A 17,270-nucleotide genomic window follows, 5' to 3' on the forward strand; every position below is an offset into this window, starting at 1 on the left:
TTATGTGATGTAGATCACGAAATAGGGGAAATTTAAAAGTATGGTTGAAGTTGCAGAACTAATCACGAAGTCTGCTTAAAGTCTCTCGCGTAACTCCCAAATACGCTGCAATCAGATGTTTAGGAACTAGATTGTACAATTGAGGGTATAATGCTAAAAGTTCTTCATACCTGAATTTTGCATCATTATTCATAAAGGAAAGAAGGCGTTTTTGAGCAGCAACATAGCCTTTATTCGTTCGCCACCTGAAAAAATGCTCGACTTCATGAATTTCTTTGCAGATTTTTTCTCTATCCTCATTTGAAATTGATAAAATACTTGCATTAGCAACACAGTCAACGTTAATGGTTGCTCTGTTTTTGCTGTAAAGCGCGTCAAAATCTGTTACCCACCAATTCGGCATTGCAAACTGCAGGATAAACATTTTCATATTGTCATTAAGGTAAAATGCTTTCAGACAACCATCAACAACGAAATACTCTTGATCAACAAAATCTCCTTCTGATATCAGGCTTCGTCCCTTCTTTAATTTGATTATATTAAAATGAGAAAAGACATATTCAAACTGCTCATTAGTAAGAGAAGCATATTTTAAGATGTGTTCTTTTAATATTTCTTTGGCATCAACCATAATGATAATTAATAGTCAAAATTAGGTTTTTTGTAAAAGTTATTTTCATAATATTTTTGAAATTTCGCCAAATTAAATTAAGATTTTAAGAACTTACAATCACGATCAGAAAGAACCTTTTCGCAACTGTATTATTACCGTACATTTTATTCCCAAACCCTTGACATCGATGACCTTCTCTTTCGAATTGATGAAACTTTAATGTAGTATTAATTTTCATTATTTTATAAAACGGTACAAAAGTTCTGTTATCCTTCTCTCAAAAATCGTGTCTATATAATTTTATGGAGTTTATCGTAATGTGAAAATGAAAATTTTTCTTGAACTTCAGTAGGATGATTCCACATTTAAATTATAAATAAATGAAATATAGTAGGATATGTCACTTATTTAGCATACATTTGCAGAATAATAAGGCAACTGGATAATCTGAATTAGAATTAAATTAATTCTCAGAGATCAAAAACAGCCGCTCAATTTTGTCATTAATATTTTAGGTGTTCTACCTTTTAAGAAGTTCGATTTTCACTCTTAAATTCTATTCATCCATTTTTTTTCTCTCAAAAATTTATTATCGTCTTGGTTTAGATCAAGGACTGGGATAATTGATCCTATAAAATAGAATACAATAATTTTTAATACATAATACAATGCAACAAGGAACAGTAAAATTCTTTAACGAAACTAAAGGATTTGGTTTTATCACTCCATCAACTGGTGGACAAGACGTTTTCGTACACACTTCAGGTTTAGTAGATAATATTCGTGAAAATGATGTCGTAACATTCGATACACAAAATGGAAACAAAGGTGTTAATGCAGTTAACGTTAAAATAGCGTAACTTCATTTAGTCAACACATATGATATAGGAAGAGCAGGTAATTTATTATCTGCTCTTTTTTTATTTATATCTCAACAAGTTCTAGGGCTGATTAATATTTGGATCTTATTTCTGCTTATTCAGTGGCAAATTTTCCTTTTTGAACATATCTTAGATGTGTTTTCTTCAGCATCTTCAATTATTCCTGAGTTATTAGAGAAATCACTAGATAAAATTTCTTTGAAACTCTAGAATTTTTCCAGTAAAAACCTAATCAAACGCTCCGCTTTTGGCAAATGGAAACTCTTTATTATCAAAAGTATCCACTAGAAGTTGTTTAGTCTACAATAATCTGCCCTCAATTTTTTCAAATGTTTCAGATAATTTTAGCTCTGCTAAAATTTATATACGATTGCATTAATGTTCATTCCTGCACCAACGGACGCAAATAATATGATATCATCTTTCTTAATATGATGCTTTGGCAGCTCATTATTTAAAATCATTGACAGTAACGTTGGCACTGTTGCGACGCTGCTGTTTCCTAATTTACTAATGATCATCGGCATAATGTTTTCCGGTACTTCCGTATTATATAATTTGTAAAATCGTTTTACAATTTCTTCATCCATTTTTTCATTAGCCTGATGAATTAATATTTTACTCAATTCATTAATTTTGTAACCGCTGTTATCAAGACATTTTTTCATCGCTTGAGGAACATTTGAGAGTGCAAATTCATAGATCTTTCTTCCTCTCATTTTAATGTACTTTGTTCCTGATTGATCTTCGATATTGTATGATCTTCCGAAACCGAGGTAATCCATTTCATTTAATGTGAAAGAAGCTGACAAATGTGCCTTGATGCCGTAATCATCATGAGTTTCCTGAATTATTACAGCCCCTGCACCATCTGAAAAAATCATACTATCCCGGTCATGTGCATCACAAACTCTTGATAATGTTTCTGTACCTATGACAAGGCACTTTTTTGCTATCCCCGCTTTGATAAAAGTATGGGCTTGGATCATCCCTTCGATCCAGCCGGGACATCCGAATAAAACATCATAGGCAACGCAGTAATTATTTTTAATTTTTAGGTGATGCTTAATTCTTGAGGCTAAACTCGGAACTGCATCAGATTGATTTTTTCCATAAGGAACATCTCCAAAATTTTGAGCACAAATAATGTAATCTATTGTTTCTGGGTCGACTTGCGCATTTTTTATAGCTTTCTGAGCTGCGAAAAAACCCAAGTCGGATGCAACTAATGCATTTGATGCATATCTTCTTTCTGTAATCCCAGTGATTTCTGTAAGTTTTTTTGCAGTTGTAGCATTATCCTGCATTAATTTATTTCCTTTCTCATCAAAGAACCTGTGATCCTGGAAAAATGGATTGGGTATAATTTCTGAAGGTAAGTAACTTCCCACACCAATAATTTTACTTGTCATGTAACTTAATTTTTATGAAATAGTATTAACTTTTATTTTAACTCAAACGGCGCAAATTTATAAAAATGTCCGAATTTAAACGAAAATAAAAACTCATTTATGATCATAATCACGTGAATTGATTAATGGTTTTAATGTGCTGGCTAATAACTGGTATGGATGATGAAACTACTATATGTTGAAATATTTCAGGATTTTGCCTCTTAGATATTTTTGAAAGAGCTTGCGTACTATAAATATTGATCGTGGTAAACTAATATATCATTCACCGTCAATACTTTAGCAACTACTAAGAATTTTTTTTAACCACTTCTATCATATTGTTGATATCAAATGGTTTTTCTATAAAGTCATCAGCTTTGCATTCTTTTGCCTTTTTGGGTAAATCGGGAGATGTGGAGGTCAAGACTGCTGATAGATCTTCTGTTTCAGGATCAGATTTTAATTCTTCGATTACTTCTGATCCTTTCTTTTTTCCTTTGATATAATCATCTACAATGACAACGTCAGGATCAATCTTGTCAATTTCTTTAATTGACACTGCAGTTAAAGATGGAGTAACATCGTAACCTTCCTCCGTCAAAACCTCATCCATTATATTCAGAATTGTTTCATTATCCTGAATAAGAACAATTTTCTTCTTCATAGTTTTTAATTTCTTGTATAAATGTATGGACAAAAAAACAATAAGTACTTAAAAATCATCATTATATATTTATTATTGTTTCATTTCTTCGAATTGGGATTATAATATCTTAATCATAACTCCATTTTGTGCCTTGGTAAATTAATCTCTTGTTCCTGTGGATAAGGTTGTCTCTGCGTCATACTGACATCCTCCTTCAATGTTCTTGCTGTCTCTAATGATTTTGATTGATCCATTGAGTATCTGGGGTCTGGTATGAAGGGCATCTTGGCCATTTTATGAATGGTTATTGTTGGGAAGTGAAAATCAACTTCGACTGTTCCCAACAAAAGATAACAGCCGCCGCCTTGAAAAGGATATTGTTCTAAACAATTGGGAAAATGAGCGGTATCAAAATATTCGCCCTCCGCATCGATCCACGTACCAAAAAACATAGCTCCTCTTTTAGTGGGCACGTGTTTTCTGGAAATCAAATAAGCTAACATTTTCACTTGTTGTTTATGATGTATAATGAGATCTCTAGACATTACCGTTCCACGATATTTGGTCTGTAACAGATCGAAAGGACTGAAAGACACAGGAAATCCCAAGATCTCAATCTCGTCAAAAGCGTCTTCAAAAGGATTTCTTTCTATTTTAGGAAGCTGATATTCTTTCTGTGGCTCCTCAATAAGAGTAAGCTGTCTATTGTCGGGTTTATTTCCTGACATCAGAAATCTCGCCTCGATCAACAATTCGTGCTTTTGTTTACCGGTAAACCTTAATGCGCCAATAAAAATCAATATCTGTAAGGTTTCTATACCGATTGGAATCCTTTTAACAAAGTTTTCCAAAGAAGTGTAAACACCATTATTTCTTCTTTCTTCTGGGATCAACTGTGCTAATCTTCCTTCTAAATTCTCAATCAACATCAAACCTAAATAAACATCTGTTCCATAAACTGTAGCCTGAAACTCGCTTAGATTGACACATGGATTATTGATTTTTGCGCCTGACATTTTAGCTTCGTGAACATAGACCTCGGTCCTGTAAAATCCACCACCATTATTGATTGCACAGACCATAAATTCAATGGGGTGGTAGACCTTGAGATAAAGGCTTTGATAGCTTTCCACTGCATAGGAAGCCGAGTGTGCTTTACAGAATGAGTAACCGGCAAACGATTCGATTTGCCTGTAAACTTCTTTTGAAAGCTGTTCAGGATGACCCAATTCCCTGCAAGATTCAAAGAAATGATCCTTTACTTTTTGTAGTGCTGATAAAGAGCGTCCTTTTCCGCTCATTGCTCTTCTAAGGACGTCCCCATCGGGGGCAGACAGACCGCCGAAATGCAAGGCAATTTTGATCACGTCCTCCTGATAGACCATTATTCCATAAGTTTCACCAAGTTCTTTTTTAAAGACATCGTGAAAATATTCGAATTTTGTCGGATTATTATGCCTGAAAATATATTCCCGCATCATACCGCTCTGGGCGACACCAGGCCGGATAATAGACGAGGCAGCAACCAATACCTTGTAATTCTCACATTTCAGTCTACGCAAAAGTCCGCGCATTGCAGGACTCTCAATATAAAAGCATCCTATTGTTTTACCAATGCTAAGGAATTCATTGCATTTAGCTTCATTTTTTGATATGGTAGTATCCTTTATATCGACGGTGATCCCTTTCTTTTCTTTTATCAGATCAACGGTATCCTTGATCGTTCCCAAGCCTCTTTGTGAAAGAATGTCGAATTTTTCCAAGCCGATTGTTTCCGCAGTGTACATGTCAAACTGCACAATTGGAAATCCTTTGGGTGGCATTTCCAATGCAGAATAATTGGTGATCGGTTCTTCAGAGATCAGGATACCGCAGGAATGCATACTTCTTTGATTGGGATATTTTTCCAGCATTTTTCCATACTGATGTACTGACCTGAACACCGAATTATTATCATGCTGATCCATCGGTTTGCCAGCCAGAATATCCAACTCCTCTTTGGGAAGCCCAAATGCTTTACCGACCTCCCGAAAAATGGATTTGTATTTAAACTCCACATTGGTCCCACAAAAAGCGACGTGATCCCTACCGTATTTTTTGAAAATATATTCCAAGATCGTGTCTCTGGTCTGCCAGCTCCAGTCGATGTCAAAGTCCGGAGGTGTTTTCCGGTTAAGATTCAGAAACCGTTCAAAATAAAGATCCAGTTCCAAAGGGCATATATCTGTAATCCCTATACAGTAGCTGACAATAGAGTTGGCACCACTCCCACGCCCCACATGCATAAATCCCATCCGGTTGCTGTACTGAATAATATCCCAGGTAATTAAAAAATATCCACAGAAGTTAAGCTGCTCAATAACGCCTAACTCTTTATCAACTCTCGTTTTAGCATCTGTATTACCCTCAGGATATCTTTTGATAAGACCTTCATAAGCTAACTGTTTTAACAACTTAAAATCATTTTCCCGGCTATCGGTAAAATGCTTTTTATTTTTAGGAGTCGAAAAATCAAATTCAAAACTGCATTCGTTGACGATATTTTTTGTATTCTCAATGATCTCCGGATAATATTGATATTTACCTAAAAGAAACTTCTTGTCAACAAAAGTTTCTGTTTCTTTACAATAATCATTTTCGGAAAGTTTGCTGATCAAAGTATTTCCGTCAATGGCTCTTAAAATTCTATGCAGCTCATATTCTTCAGTAGTATTGAATGTAACTGGATGCAAAATAACCATTTTGTCGATCATCTTTTTCAGTTCAGATCTTACCAGAAGATTCAATTCCTCTTGCCTTATCCCAATAAACTCATGCTCAGATAATCTATCAGGAATATTATGTAAAGGATAAATAACAAAATTGTTTTCAAAAGATGGATTTGCTTTAGGTATTTCTACATGATCGCAATTGTGATCCGTCAAAAGCCGGTTAACTTCCGCAATACCTGCAGCATTTTTAGCCAGACAGATGTAATACAATTCATTTTCAACCCGTATGTCAACACCCACAATCGGCTTGATGTTATTCTCTTGACAAAGCTTGTAAAAATCATAAATTCCTGTAACGGTATTAATGTCTGTCAGCGCTAATGTTTTAATATTAATATCAAGAGCCTGCTGAACCAGATCATCAATGGAAATAGTTCCATACCGAAGGCTGTGATAGGAATGACAATTGAGAAACATACTATTATATTTTATTTATTTTAAAAAACCGGATGCCCTTCCTACACTGGAAGCTCCGAATCTGTTTTTTATCCTGTCCATCGTCTGATAAAGAGAGATCAATTCTTCCGTGTCTTCAAAAAGATCCATCTGATGGCATCCGTGAACCAGACCGGTGAATCGTATCCCGATCAAACGTATCCTCATTCTTCTCGTGTAGATCTTTGTAAATAATTCCAGAACATATCTGAGCAATGTATGGTCAGCGGAGGTATATGGGATCCGGCATTGTTTGGTTTCCGTATCAAAATTGGAATATCTGATCTTGACCGTGACCGTTGAGGTTAACCATTTCTCCTGTCTCAACTGAAAAGCAAGTTTTTCCACCATTCCCGATAGGATACTTCTGATATTTTGAATATCAATGGTATCCTGGGAAAATGTGTTTTCAGTCGATATTGATTTTCTTTCGGAATAGGGAACCACAGGTGTCTCATCAATACCGTGTGCTTTCTTCGATAAGACAGTGCCATTCTTTCCGACCAGTTGGTGCAGTACATCAATGGGCATTTCGGAAAGGGTCTGTATCGTTTTAACGCCTAATCTTGAGAACAAGTTGAATGTTTCAGGTCCTACCATCGGGATCTTTTTTATTGACAGAGGATTTAAAAAGTTTTGAATATTGGACTCTTTAACCTCAAATCTCCCTGTAGGTTTTGATTCACCGGTTCCGATCTTGGAAACCGTCTTATTGGTTGATAAAGCAAAGCTGATCGGCAAGCCCGTATTTTTTGTAACGGCATCGACAATTTCATTGGTCCATTGAAAGCAGCCAAAGAACTTATCCATTCCTGAGAGGTCAAGATAAAACTCATCAATACTCGCTTTTTCCAACACCGGTACCTTTTCTTGGATCACTTCAGTAACCAAATGCGACATATTGGAATAATATTCCATATCGCCTTTGATCACTCTGGCTTCTGGACATAATCTCAGGGCCATCTTAATAGGCATTGCAGAACGGACACCAAATTTTCTTACCTCATAGGAGCAAGAGGCTACCACACCGCGGTCTCCACCTCCGATGATCACAGGCTTTTTATCCATTTCGGAGTTTTTCAGCCTTTCACAGGATACAAAGAAGGTGTCCAGATCCATATGTGCAATTGCTCTTTCCATTTGACAAAATTAGATACATTATGTATCTTTTTTATTATATTTGCAGATACAAATTGTATCAATGTCAATATTTTCAGAAAACATCAGGCTTTTAAGGCATAAGAAAAATTTATCCCAACAGAGTTTTGCAGAAAGCCTAGGGATGAGTAGGGTAAGATATTCAAAATACGAAGATGGGCGCTCTGAGGCACCTTACGAAATTTTAATCAGAATTTCTAAATTCTTTAATGTCAGCATCGATTTGCTTCTCACTTTGGATATCAGTAAATACCCAGTGGATAATATGATGAAACTTCCGGAGAATAGGGTTGTGTTACCAATTATTGTTGATTCTGATGGAGAGAATTATATAGAGATCGTTCCCCAGAAAGCTTCAATGGGCTATCTGAAAGGTTACAGTGATAATGAATATATTGAAAAACTTGCACGAATGAAGCTTCCATTTTTAAAGAATGCTAAATACAGAGCCTTTTTGGCAGACGGCGATTCAATGCCGCCATTTGCTGATGGCTCTTATATTATCGGAGAATACGTGGAACAGCTGGAGGATCTGAAATCTGGTAAAGAATATATTTTTATTACCTCAGACGGTATCACCTTTAAAACATTTGTCGAACAAAATAATGAGTCAGTTACTGTATCGGCTGATAATACATTTTACGAACCTTATCAGGTTCCACTTGATAATGTTCTTGAAATCTGGAAATACGTGCGTGGTATTTTGCCTGAAAATTATAAGCTGGACAACACAAATGATACCCACATTGGAACTATTCTGCAAGAACTTAAAACCAGCATCAAAGAATTGGATGACAAGGTGTCTCTAATTAAATAATTTAGTAGAAAGTCAGGTTTGCAATTAACCTGATATTTATACTGATTCGCAAACTATGTTAATCTGAAATATCATAAGGTTACTTACGATTTGTTTTCTTAAAATTAATCAGTTATACAAATCCTTCTACAAAACAAATAATTTAAAACTAATCATTATGTCTATATCGTATTACGATTTTAAAAATCTACCAAGTCAATCTCAGTATGAACTGGTGATTGAAGAAGGTCAGGTAATCAATGAAACCTACAAAAATGAATTGAAATTTATTTTATATGGAATGTCGAGTTTTTCCGTAGAGATCGTCATTAATATTAGCAATAATAAGATCGCAAGTCTAAGAGTTTTTCACAAAAAAGGAAATTTGTAAAAAATGAAAGAAAGTAATTGGTGAATTCATTTTTACTAGTTGTAATACTCTGTTCTGTTTTTCCGCATATTTATCTACCCATATTCTTCTTTCCAATTGATTTTTAGTTGTGAATATTTCTGATTGTCCTCTGCATCTTTCCATTTTTTATAAAATATATCCGCAGCCTTGGCCTTTTCAGGATCTCCTGTCCCGCGTTCAAGTTGCTGATAATCTTTATTTTCGTCATATTTTTTGCCACCCTTGTAATTAAAATAGCGGCGTGCTCTGGTAAATCCCATTTGGAGATATTTTCTAGCCATATCTGCACCGACAAAGTCGTCATTTTTTAAATAATTTAAAAAAAGCTCATAAATTTTTTCTGAACTCTCTTCAGCAATCTCAGCATTTTTAAATCGCCAGTACTGTCCGATTTCTGATTTGTATGGCTCACAGATTAAAACGCCTTGCTCACCCTTACCTACTTTATACTTTTCAGGATGCTTTTGATAGTTTATATCAGGCTTCCAGGCATAGGTGTCAGATTTGAAATTAATATAACTGGGTTTTCTATCGCTCATCCGAATCTATTATCAAACTAAGTGCCTTTGGTTTAGCACCACTTATTAGTTGTATAGCAAAAAATCTAAATTTCATAACTAAATAATTAGTTTTAGCTTTACTAAAAGTACCAATGAACAGCAAGATGTTTTTGTTTATAACAACTCCATAAGTTAATTATTCACAGAGGATCTTTTCTTTTTGCAAAAGAGGGAATAACCACAGATATGGCATTAATTATTATCTATTTCTTAAGAACTAATTAGCAAAATTTCAGAAAGGTGACCCGGATTGGATTATCATATTCTTTACATCTAAATTGATAGTTATTATATGGGCTCTGTATGCAGCAGGAATTAAGGATAAGTCATAACCTATCTGAAATTAATTTTATTTTATGATTTAGATCATAAGATTCTAATTATCAATATTTTAGATGTATAATTTTAGCTGTATGGCATAAAGTTAGATGATTTAATATTAACACTAAAAAATAAAAGTTATGTTTTACCATTCACAAAATCTTATCAATCCGATTGTAGCTGACGAACCGGATCCATCAGCAGCTAATGCCTTACAAGAAGGGCTTGGTGGTCAGTTCGGAGAAATGCGCACCATGATGCAGTATTTATTTCAAAGTTTTAATTTTCGTGGCAAAGCAACACCTTACATGGACTTGATACAAGGTGTAGGTGTAGAAGAAATTTCCCACGTGGAGCTTATTACTAAAACCATTTCTCAATTATTAGATGGGTCTCCGAGATATCAGGGAGACAAATATGAGGCGCCAAGTAAAGGTGGAGGTGTTGCACTTGAGATGGCGAAGGAACAACAAAATCCACAGCATTACATTGTAGGTGCTCAGGCAGCCTTACCGGTTGATGCTTCGGGAAATCCGTGGAGTGGTAGCTATGTTCATAGTCACGGAAATCTTGTTCTTGATTTGATGGATAATTTGGTAGTGGAAGCTACGGGAAGAATCCAAAAATGCAGAATCTACCAAATGAGCAGCAACAAGACTTTGCGCGCAACGGTTGCATTTCTTATCGTGAGAGATGAAGCCCACCAGGCTGCCTTTGCAAAAGCTTTAGAGACATTAGGCGTAGATTGGGGCAAAGTTTTGCCGGTACCAAAATTTGATTCTTCTCAGTTTCCGGAAGTTAAAAGATTGCTGGATATGGGATTGCACAGGGAGCAATACACATTTCGTATGGACGGATCCTTGATGGAACAGATTTTCAGCGGGCCATCACCTTTTAATGATGGTACGGAACTTACGACACTTAAAGAACCTCGGGAATCTTTCCCAATCCCTGAAGCTCCAGAGCGTCCGGAAGAATTTTCACCAGGTCTGGATGAAGAAATGCAGGCATTAGCCGATGCTTTTACTGAATTTAAGGAATCTGGCGGGAAAGTTAAAAAGAATGTAGCTGTAAAGGGAAGTAAAAAGAAATAAAAACTTCCATATTTCCGTAAATGTGCATCTCTGTAGAGATCTAATATAAATGCCTATAAAAATTATAATATTTTTATGGGCATTGTTTTTAAGCTTTAAACGATTTCAAAATTATCTAAGATTTAAGCGTTTAAAGCTATAATAGGTCTAGTACTAACTACTATTGGAAATATTTTATATTTGATTTTTATTTAATGAATTTTAGAAATAAAATCACCACACTTTTCAACTGGTATAACTCATATATCAAGAGATCAATCTTTGAGCTTTAGCTATTCTAAAAAAAGCAGGTTGCAATATAGACGAGGAACAGTCAGAAGAAGTGATGGAGTTTTTATACATTATTATTAAATTAACCCTAAAAGAAATTTTTACATCTGACTGATTATTTGTATTTTAGTACCATATTAGAATGATGAATTTCTGCTGCAACCAATTTTCTCAAAGTTGCTCCTAAAATAATTTTTAACGAAATCATCAAGATAATGATAATTGCAGATCTATACATAAGAGTTTCCACTGATGAACAGGCTGAAAAAGGCTATTCCCAAAGAGATCAGAACGAAAGACTACGCAAATATTGTGAAAACAACAACATCATAGTCAACAAGGTTATTTACGAAGATCATTCAGCCAAGAGCTTTGAACGCCCTGAATGGAAAAAATATCTGATTGAAATCAAAAAAAGAAATCATAAAAGCAGTCTAGTTCTCTTTACAAAATGGGACCGTTTCAGCCGTAATACAGGAGACGCTTATCAGATGATCAGTCTTCTTCATAAAAACCATATTATTCCTCAAGCCATTGAGCAGCCTTTGGATATGTCTGTCCCCGAAAATAAGCTAATGTTGGCTATTTATCTTTCAACTCCAGAAGTTGAAAATGACAGACGGGCACTGAATACCTTTCATGGAATGCGAAGAGCAAAAAAAGAAGGGAGGCTAATGGGTATTGCACCTTATGGCTATATTAACAGAGCTCATGAAGACGGTAAAAAGTACATCGCTATTAGAGAACCAGAGGCTTCGAATATTAGATGGGCTTTCAATGAATTGGCTAAAGGCCATATTCCAGCTGACCACGTAAGAATTCAGATGAATAAGAGAGATGGGATATCGATGGGAAGAAGTGCATTTGCTAAAGCTATGAGGAATCCGGTCTATTGTGGTAAGATCTATATTGAAGACTATAAACAGGAGGAAGCTTACTATACTGATGGTAAGCACGAGGCGCTAATAACTGAAAGACTTTTCAACCAAGTTCAGAAGATCATGGACAAAAAAAGAAAAGTCGAAGGTCCCGGTGGAAGAGTTTTTGGTAATGAACGATTTCCCCTAAGAGGTCTTCTGACCTGCCCAAGATGTGGCAAGAATCTAACTGCTAGTGGCGCAAAGGGTAAGTCTAAAACCTATTACTATTATCATTGTCATTATAAATGCGGATTCAGATTTGACTCTGACAAGTTAAATGAACTTTTTGAGTTGGAAATTTCAAAGTTAGAATATAATCCAATTATAAAAGATCTTATGAAGGAAATACTCCTGGATAATTATAAACAGTTCACTTACGACATAGAAGCGAAAAGAAAGTCTATAGCAAAAGATATCACTTTACTCAACGAAAAAGTGGCCAGTGCGAGAGATAAATATCTTGCGGACAAATTAGATGAAGATGATTATAAAGACATCAAAATGCTCACGAGATCACAAATTGAACAACTGGAGCAGGAGCTTCAACACATTGTTTCAGAAAGCAAAGAACTTGACATCAGAAGGAAAATAGAGAACGCACTTGATTCAATGGAAAATCTTGCAAACCTTTACCAACAGGGCGATCTGCTGACAAAAAGAACAATAGGGTGTTTGATATTTCCCGAAAAAGTCGAATTTGACGGAAAAAGTTTTCAAACACCAAAAATGAACATTGTCGCCCAGTGTATCTATCAGTATAACAATGGATTAGGAGATAAAAAAAACCGACATAAGAGAGTGAAAACTTCAAATGTCGGTCTTGTGACCTCGACAGGATTCAAACCTGTAACCTCCTGAGCCGTAATCAGGTGCGCTATTCAGTTGCGCCACGAGGCCTTATTTAAAGGTTTGCAAATATAAGACTTTTTTGCTTTCTTTGAAAGATGAAACTTAATTTTTTACTAGTAATCGCATTTTTAACGTTAATCTCCTGTAAACAAGAACAAAAAATAACACTTGCAGATGTAGTTTCTCTTTCCTCTAACCTTAGCTACAAAGAAAACAAGGGGAATCTTTACATAAAGTCTGGTAAATTCACCTATGAGTTTAAAAAAGATCAGATTCCGTTTAAAAAAGTTATTTTATTGAATTCCAGTTTATTGGGATATATTTCCGAAATTGGTGCTGAAAACACGGTTATTGGAGTTTCAAGCCCTGAATATATTTATTCAGAAAAAGTAAGTACCTTAATAAAAACGGGTATGATTCAAAATGTAGGAAACGAACAAAAATATGACGTAGAAAAAATTATTTCTCTGAAACCGGATGCTATTTTCACGAATTACATTGCCAGTTTCGATAATACCTATCAGCTTTTGAAAAATAATGGGATTCATATTGTATTTCTTGATGAATACATGGAGCAGGAGCCTTTAAAAAAGACAGCTTATATCAAACTTTTTGGTAAACTTTTTGGTAAAGAAGAGCTTGCAGAACAGAAATTTGCAGAAATTAAAAAAAATTATAACGATTTAAAGCAATTAGCTTCAACATCTAAATCACAGCCCGAAGTTTTAGCCAATGAAATGTATGGCGATATCTGGTATTTACCGGGAGGGAAAACTTTTACAGCCAATTATATTTTAGATGCCCATGCAGATTATATTCTGAAAGATAATGTCGATGAAAAAGCGGTTACAATGAGTTTTGAAGAAGTGTACGCAAAATCCCAAAAAACCCAATACTGGGTTAATGTAGGAAACCATCTTTCAAAACAGGAACTTTTAAACATAAACCCATATTACAGTAAACTTGAAGTGTTTAATACGGGAAAAATCTACGGAGTCACAGCAAGAGAAAAGCAGAAATCAAATGACTTTTTTGAAAGCGGAGTAGTGCGTGCCGATATTATTCTAAAAGATTATATAAAGATCTTTCACCCGGAACTTTTGCCAGATTATAAGCTGACTTATTTGAAAGAATTACAATAGATCAATAGATTTTTTTATTTTTGCGGTAGTTTTTTAGCTTATGTGGAAGAAAATAAAGCAGCTTATTTTTATCGTTCTTGTGCTGAACGTAGTATTTATCATTTGGGGAAGATTCTTTAATCCGCCTATTACCATCACGCAGATTGGCGGGCTCTTCAAATATGGAAAGCTGAATCGTGACTATGTTTCCTACGACGATATGGGAAATAATGTAAAGAAAGCGGTGATAGCCTCCGAAGATCAGAAATTTTTTATTCATAACGGTTTTGATTATAAAGCCATCGAAAAGGCCATGAAAAACAACGAAAAAGGCAAGAAACTGAGAGGCGGAAGTACCATTTCGCAGCAGACTGCAAAAAATGTTTTTCTTTGGCAGGGCAGAAGCTGGATCAGAAAAGGCCTGGAAGCGATGTACACTTTTATCATCGAAAAAGTCTGGACTAAAGATATTATTCTTGAGCGATATCTGAATTCTATTGAAATGGGACAGGGTGTTTTCGGAGTAGAAGCCGCTTCACAGTATTATTTTGGGAAATCTTCAAAAGATCTTTCTGCCTCAGATGCAGCATGGATTGCCGCAGTCTTGCCCAACCCTAAGAAATATGATCCCAAAAACCCATCTTCTTATTTGAGAAAGAAACACAACTGGATTTTAAGACAAATGAAAAATGTGAGTTTGAAATAGTATCTTTGTACCAATGAAATTTCTCAGTTCAAGTACAAAAAATTTTGAATCTGTTCTTAAAAAATATTTTTCTTTTAAGAATGAAACCCTTTCTCTGGAGCCTTTTACAGAGTTTCTGGAAAGCATAAAGAAAGCCGATTTTACCGACGTTCTGAATTGCTTTAAGGCAAATTTAAATTTAGCTGAAAATTTCAAATACTATATTCACAACATTTTTGAAGTCAGACCTTTCAATTTATCTCTTACTGAAGCCAATATTCTGTCGGAAAATGCTTTCTTTCCGGAATTAAAAAAAAGGATTCTTAACAAAGTTTTGCCACCTGTTGAGAATGAAAAAACCGTCTGGTTTCTGGTTGACAACGTCAGTTTCAGACCAAAAAAAGATTTAGAATATCTCCAGAATCTTCCTGAGAATGAGATGGATGAGTTTTTTCATATTTTAGGACTTACAGATTTTATTCAGAAACCAAAAGTCAAAAGTGAACTCATTTTTTCAATGAATATTCTCTCATGGCGCGTTACAGGGATGGCGTTAGACGTTGAAGTGGTAAGAATGGCCCCAGAATATCGGAATTTTGACAATCCTTTTTTGGCATTACAAAACGAATTGGAAAGATTAGCCGAAGAATTTAAATTGAATCCGGAGATCAAATTAAATTCTAAAGACAGTCGTTACAAACAGATTAAAATTTATACAGAGCAATGTCTTGATTTTGTAAATATTGCCTTTAAAAACTCGTCGAAATATGGTATTTCCGGTAAAATCAATCAGTCCCTTCTGAAAATTCGCCAACAGACACAAAGAATTTTTGAAATTGCACAATTGCTGGTAATTGATGACGACCACGACATTGTCATAAAGTCTAAGCAATTGATGTTTAATGTTCTTAGTTATAAATCTCATAAAAACAATATTTCAGAGCTTTTCAACGATAGTACAAGGATGATTTCTCATCTGATCACCAATCATACAGCAGAAACAGGAAGTCATTACATTACATCCAACCGCAAACAATACATGAGCATGTTTTACAAGGCGAGTGGAGGCGGTATTATTGTTGGTGCATTGTGCGTATTAAAAATGCTTTACGGTTTCATGCCGGGAAGTGATTTTTTCCATGCATTTTTATATTCATTAAATTATGCAATGGGATTTGTGATGATTTATCTGATGGGTTTTACTTTAGCCACAAAACAGCCCGCAATGACAGCTGCGACGATGACTAAGGTACTTTCTGAGCAGGGAAATACCCAAAGAAATAACACTGAATTTGCAGATTTGGTTTCAAAACTATTCAGAAGCCAGTTTATTGCTTTTGTAGGAAATGTTTTGCTTGCTTTTCCGGTTGCGATGGCAATAATTTATGGTTTAGATGTATTTTTCTCCCAGAATCTGGCAGTTGAAAAATCTGAAAAATTGTTGAAAGATCTCGATCCTTTTAATTCTAAAGCAATTTTGCATGCATGTATTGCTGGGTTTTATCTTTTTATATCGGGGATTATTTCAGGAAATATCGGGAACAATTCTGTGTTTTTCCAGATTCCGGACCGAATTGCAAAAAACCAGTCCATTAAACGGTTTTTCGGGGCTAAATTTGCCAACAGCCTTTCAAAATATTATGCTAAAAACTGGGCAGGTATAATTTCTAATTTCTGGTTTGGTGTTTTTCTGGGAGCAACTGCGCCGATTGGGTTGTTTTTCGGATTAGATCTTGATATCCGCCATATCACTTTCGCTGCAGGAAACTTTGCATTGGGATTGTACGGAAAAGATTTCAGTGTAGATTCTTACACATTCTGGGTTGCGCTTCTCACTGTTTTTGTTATTGGTTTTTTCAACTTTTTTGTTAGCTTCAGTTTATCAATGTTTTTGGCATTCAGATCGAGAAAAATGAATCTTGGAGAAGTGAGTGAAATTTACAGAGAGATCTTCAGGTATTTTTTGAAAAACCCTTTAAAGTTTTTTATTCCGCTGCGTTCGAGTTTTGATCATAAAACTTCTGCAATGGTACAGAACACAATGCCTACAAAATCAAAAGATCAGTAATTTTTTCTTCACCGAATTTATCCTGAAATTTCTTTAAGTAAAAGCTTTTGCGCATTTGAAAATCATTCTTCAGAAGTGGTGAACCTATCTGAATAGTAATTATTTTAGTTTCGATATTTACACTTTCAATTTCGTTGAAAAGGCTTTCATCAAGATATTCTTCAAGAAAATCTTTAATTTCAAAAGCCAAGAGCTTGTCTTCAAAACCATAAATTCTGGCAAATGATTTTACAAGTTCTGAGGATTGGAATTCACGCTTTTTATTTCGTTTCATGA

At 35.0% G+C, this 17,270-nt stretch carries 16 protein-coding genes and 1 tRNA gene; 8 read left to right on the top strand and 9 right to left on the bottom strand.

What is annotated here, in order from left to right:
* Nucleotides 1-58: 58 nt before the first annotated feature.
* Both K0U91_RS12150 and K0U91_RS16295 read right to left on the bottom strand, forming a co-directional pair.
* Entirely contained in the window at nucleotides 59-631 is a 573-nt protein-coding gene (locus K0U91_RS12150) for a Crp/Fnr family transcriptional regulator (RefSeq protein WP_220179828.1), read from the bottom strand.
* Nucleotides 632-716: 85 nt separating this feature from the next.
* Nucleotides 717-851, bottom strand: coding sequence for a hypothetical protein (locus tag K0U91_RS16295; protein ID WP_258561877.1), 135 nt, complete (start codon nucleotides 849-851; stop codon nucleotides 717-719).
* 430 nt (nucleotides 852-1,281) lie between these two features.
* On the opposite strand from K0U91_RS16295, the gene K0U91_RS12155 reads away from it, so the two are divergent.
* Nucleotides 1,282-1,473: a cold-shock protein gene (locus K0U91_RS12155; RefSeq protein WP_050378332.1), complete on the top strand. Its 192-nt coding sequence runs from the start codon at nucleotides 1,282-1,284 to the stop codon at nucleotides 1,471-1,473.
* 374 nt (nucleotides 1,474-1,847) lie between these two features.
* Here K0U91_RS12155 and K0U91_RS12160 read toward each other — a convergent pair whose 3' ends face one another.
* The 4 genes from K0U91_RS12160 to dinB all read right to left on the bottom strand — a co-directional run bounded on the left by K0U91_RS12160 (nucleotide 1,848) and on the right by dinB (nucleotide 7,880).
* The gene (locus K0U91_RS12160; RefSeq protein WP_220179829.1) at nucleotides 1,848-2,906 is read right to left on the bottom strand and encodes a 3-oxoacyl-ACP synthase III family protein; all 1,059 of its coding nucleotides are present in this window, start codon (nucleotides 2,904-2,906) and stop codon (nucleotides 1,848-1,850) included.
* 289 nt (nucleotides 2,907-3,195) lie between these two features.
* A complete protein-coding gene (locus K0U91_RS12165; protein WP_220179830.1) occupies nucleotides 3,196-3,552 on the bottom strand; it encodes a response regulator in 357 nt (118 codons plus the stop codon).
* A 113-nt stretch (nucleotides 3,553-3,665) separates the two neighbouring features.
* The gene (locus tag K0U91_RS12170) at nucleotides 3,666-6,722 is read right to left on the bottom strand and encodes a DNA polymerase III subunit alpha (RefSeq protein WP_220179831.1); all 3,057 of its coding nucleotides are present in this window, start codon (nucleotides 6,720-6,722) and stop codon (nucleotides 3,666-3,668) included.
* A gap of 15 nt (nucleotides 6,723-6,737) precedes the next feature.
* Nucleotides 6,738-7,880, bottom strand: a complete 1,143-nt coding sequence (gene dinB, locus K0U91_RS12175) for a DNA polymerase IV (RefSeq protein ID WP_220179832.1) — start codon at nucleotides 7,878-7,880, stop codon at nucleotides 6,738-6,740.
* Nucleotides 7,881-7,941: 61 nt separating this feature from the next.
* On the opposite strand from dinB, the gene K0U91_RS12180 reads away from it, so the two are divergent.
* Nucleotides 7,942-8,715, top strand: a complete 774-nt coding sequence (locus K0U91_RS12180; RefSeq protein ID WP_220179833.1) for an XRE family transcriptional regulator — start codon at nucleotides 7,942-7,944, stop codon at nucleotides 8,713-8,715.
* A gap of 157 nt (nucleotides 8,716-8,872) precedes the next feature.
* Nucleotides 8,873-9,085: a hypothetical protein gene (locus tag K0U91_RS12185; protein ID WP_220179834.1), complete on the top strand. Its 213-nt coding sequence runs from the start codon at nucleotides 8,873-8,875 to the stop codon at nucleotides 9,083-9,085.
* 74 nt (nucleotides 9,086-9,159) lie between these two features.
* Here K0U91_RS12185 and K0U91_RS12190 read toward each other — a convergent pair whose 3' ends face one another.
* Nucleotides 9,160-9,645, bottom strand: a complete 486-nt coding sequence (locus K0U91_RS12190) for a DUF4385 domain-containing protein (RefSeq protein WP_220179835.1) — start codon at nucleotides 9,643-9,645, stop codon at nucleotides 9,160-9,162.
* A gap of 482 nt (nucleotides 9,646-10,127) precedes the next feature.
* On the opposite strand from K0U91_RS12190, the gene K0U91_RS12195 reads away from it, so the two are divergent.
* Together K0U91_RS12195 and K0U91_RS12200 are read left to right on the top strand one after the other, a co-directional pair.
* Nucleotides 10,128-11,081: a manganese catalase family protein gene (locus K0U91_RS12195; RefSeq protein ID WP_220179836.1), complete on the top strand. Its 954-nt coding sequence runs from the start codon at nucleotides 10,128-10,130 to the stop codon at nucleotides 11,079-11,081.
* Nucleotides 11,082-11,566: 485 nt separating this feature from the next.
* Nucleotides 11,567-13,129, top strand: a complete 1,563-nt coding sequence (locus K0U91_RS12200) for a recombinase family protein (RefSeq protein WP_220179837.1) — start codon at nucleotides 11,567-11,569, stop codon at nucleotides 13,127-13,129.
* On the opposite strand, the gene K0U91_RS12205 is transcribed toward K0U91_RS12200, so the two are convergent.
* Nucleotides 13,095-13,168, bottom strand: a tRNA-Arg gene (locus K0U91_RS12205). The two genes, K0U91_RS12200 and K0U91_RS12205, sit on opposite strands and share 35 nt — an antisense overlap.
* Nucleotides 13,169-13,215: 47 nt before the next feature.
* On the opposite strand from K0U91_RS12205, the gene K0U91_RS12210 reads away from it, so the two are divergent.
* The 3 genes from K0U91_RS12210 to K0U91_RS12220 are packed head-to-tail and all read left to right on the top strand — an operon-like array spanning nucleotide 13,216 to nucleotide 16,994.
* Nucleotides 13,216-14,262, top strand: a complete 1,047-nt coding sequence (locus tag K0U91_RS12210; protein WP_220179838.1) for an ABC transporter substrate-binding protein — start codon at nucleotides 13,216-13,218, stop codon at nucleotides 14,260-14,262.
* Between the two features lie 40 nt (nucleotides 14,263-14,302).
* The gene (gene mtgA, locus K0U91_RS12215; protein WP_219969440.1) at nucleotides 14,303-14,947 is read left to right on the top strand and encodes a monofunctional biosynthetic peptidoglycan transglycosylase; all 645 of its coding nucleotides are present in this window, start codon (nucleotides 14,303-14,305) and stop codon (nucleotides 14,945-14,947) included.
* Nucleotides 14,948-14,960: 13 nt separating this feature from the next.
* Nucleotides 14,961-16,994: a site-specific recombinase gene (locus K0U91_RS12220; RefSeq protein ID WP_220179839.1), complete on the top strand. Its 2,034-nt coding sequence runs from the start codon at nucleotides 14,961-14,963 to the stop codon at nucleotides 16,992-16,994.
* Here the strand turns inward: K0U91_RS12220 and K0U91_RS12225 are convergent.
* On the bottom strand, nucleotides 16,972-17,268 hold the full coding sequence (locus tag K0U91_RS12225; protein WP_219969438.1) for a hypothetical protein: 297 nt from the start codon (nucleotides 17,266-17,268) through the stop codon (nucleotides 16,972-16,974). The genes K0U91_RS12220 and K0U91_RS12225 overlap by 23 nt on opposite strands.
* Nucleotides 17,269-17,270: the final 2 nt, after the last annotated feature.

Source organism: Chryseobacterium sp. LJ668 (genome assembly GCF_019613955.1).
GTDB lineage: Bacteria > Bacteroidota > Bacteroidia > Flavobacteriales > Weeksellaceae > Chryseobacterium.

Bases quoted from the DNA above. Each gene is read 5' to 3' on its own strand.
- K0U91_RS12150 (WP_220179828.1), bottom strand. From the start codon at position 631: ATGGTTGATGCCAAAGAAATATTAAAAGAACACATCTTAAAATATGCT.
- K0U91_RS16295 (WP_258561877.1), bottom strand. From the start codon at position 851: ATGAAAATTAATACTACATTAAAGTTTCATCAATTCGAAAGAGAAGGT.
- K0U91_RS12155 (WP_050378332.1), top strand. From the start codon at position 1,282: ATGCAACAAGGAACAGTAAAATTCTTTAACGAAACTAAAGGATTTGGT.
- K0U91_RS12160 (WP_220179829.1), bottom strand. From the start codon at position 2,906: ATGACAAGTAAAATTATTGGTGTGGGAAGTTACTTACCTTCAGAAATT.
- K0U91_RS12165 (WP_220179830.1), bottom strand. From the start codon at position 3,552: ATGAAGAAGAAAATTGTTCTTATTCAGGATAATGAAACAATTCTGAAT.
- K0U91_RS12170 (WP_220179831.1), bottom strand. From the start codon at position 6,722: ATGTTTCTCAATTGTCATTCCTATCACAGCCTTCGGTATGGAACTATT.
- dinB (WP_220179832.1), bottom strand. From the start codon at position 7,880: ATGGAAAGAGCAATTGCACATATGGATCTGGACACCTTCTTTGTATCC.
- K0U91_RS12180 (WP_220179833.1), top strand. From the start codon at position 7,942: ATGTCAATATTTTCAGAAAACATCAGGCTTTTAAGGCATAAGAAAAAT.
- K0U91_RS12185 (WP_220179834.1), top strand. From the start codon at position 8,873: ATGTCTATATCGTATTACGATTTTAAAAATCTACCAAGTCAATCTCAG.
- K0U91_RS12190 (WP_220179835.1), bottom strand. From the start codon at position 9,645: ATGAGCGATAGAAAACCCAGTTATATTAATTTCAAATCTGACACCTAT.
- K0U91_RS12195 (WP_220179836.1), top strand. From the start codon at position 10,128: ATGTTTTACCATTCACAAAATCTTATCAATCCGATTGTAGCTGACGAA.
- K0U91_RS12200 (WP_220179837.1), top strand. From the start codon at position 11,567: ATGATAATTGCAGATCTATACATAAGAGTTTCCACTGATGAACAGGCT.
- K0U91_RS12210 (WP_220179838.1), top strand. From the start codon at position 13,216: ATGAAACTTAATTTTTTACTAGTAATCGCATTTTTAACGTTAATCTCC.
- mtgA (WP_219969440.1), top strand. From the start codon at position 14,303: ATGTGGAAGAAAATAAAGCAGCTTATTTTTATCGTTCTTGTGCTGAAC.
- K0U91_RS12220 (WP_220179839.1), top strand. From the start codon at position 14,961: ATGAAATTTCTCAGTTCAAGTACAAAAAATTTTGAATCTGTTCTTAAA.
- K0U91_RS12225 (WP_219969438.1), bottom strand. From the start codon at position 17,268: ATGAAACGAAATAAAAAGCGTGAATTCCAATCCTCAGAACTTGTAAAA.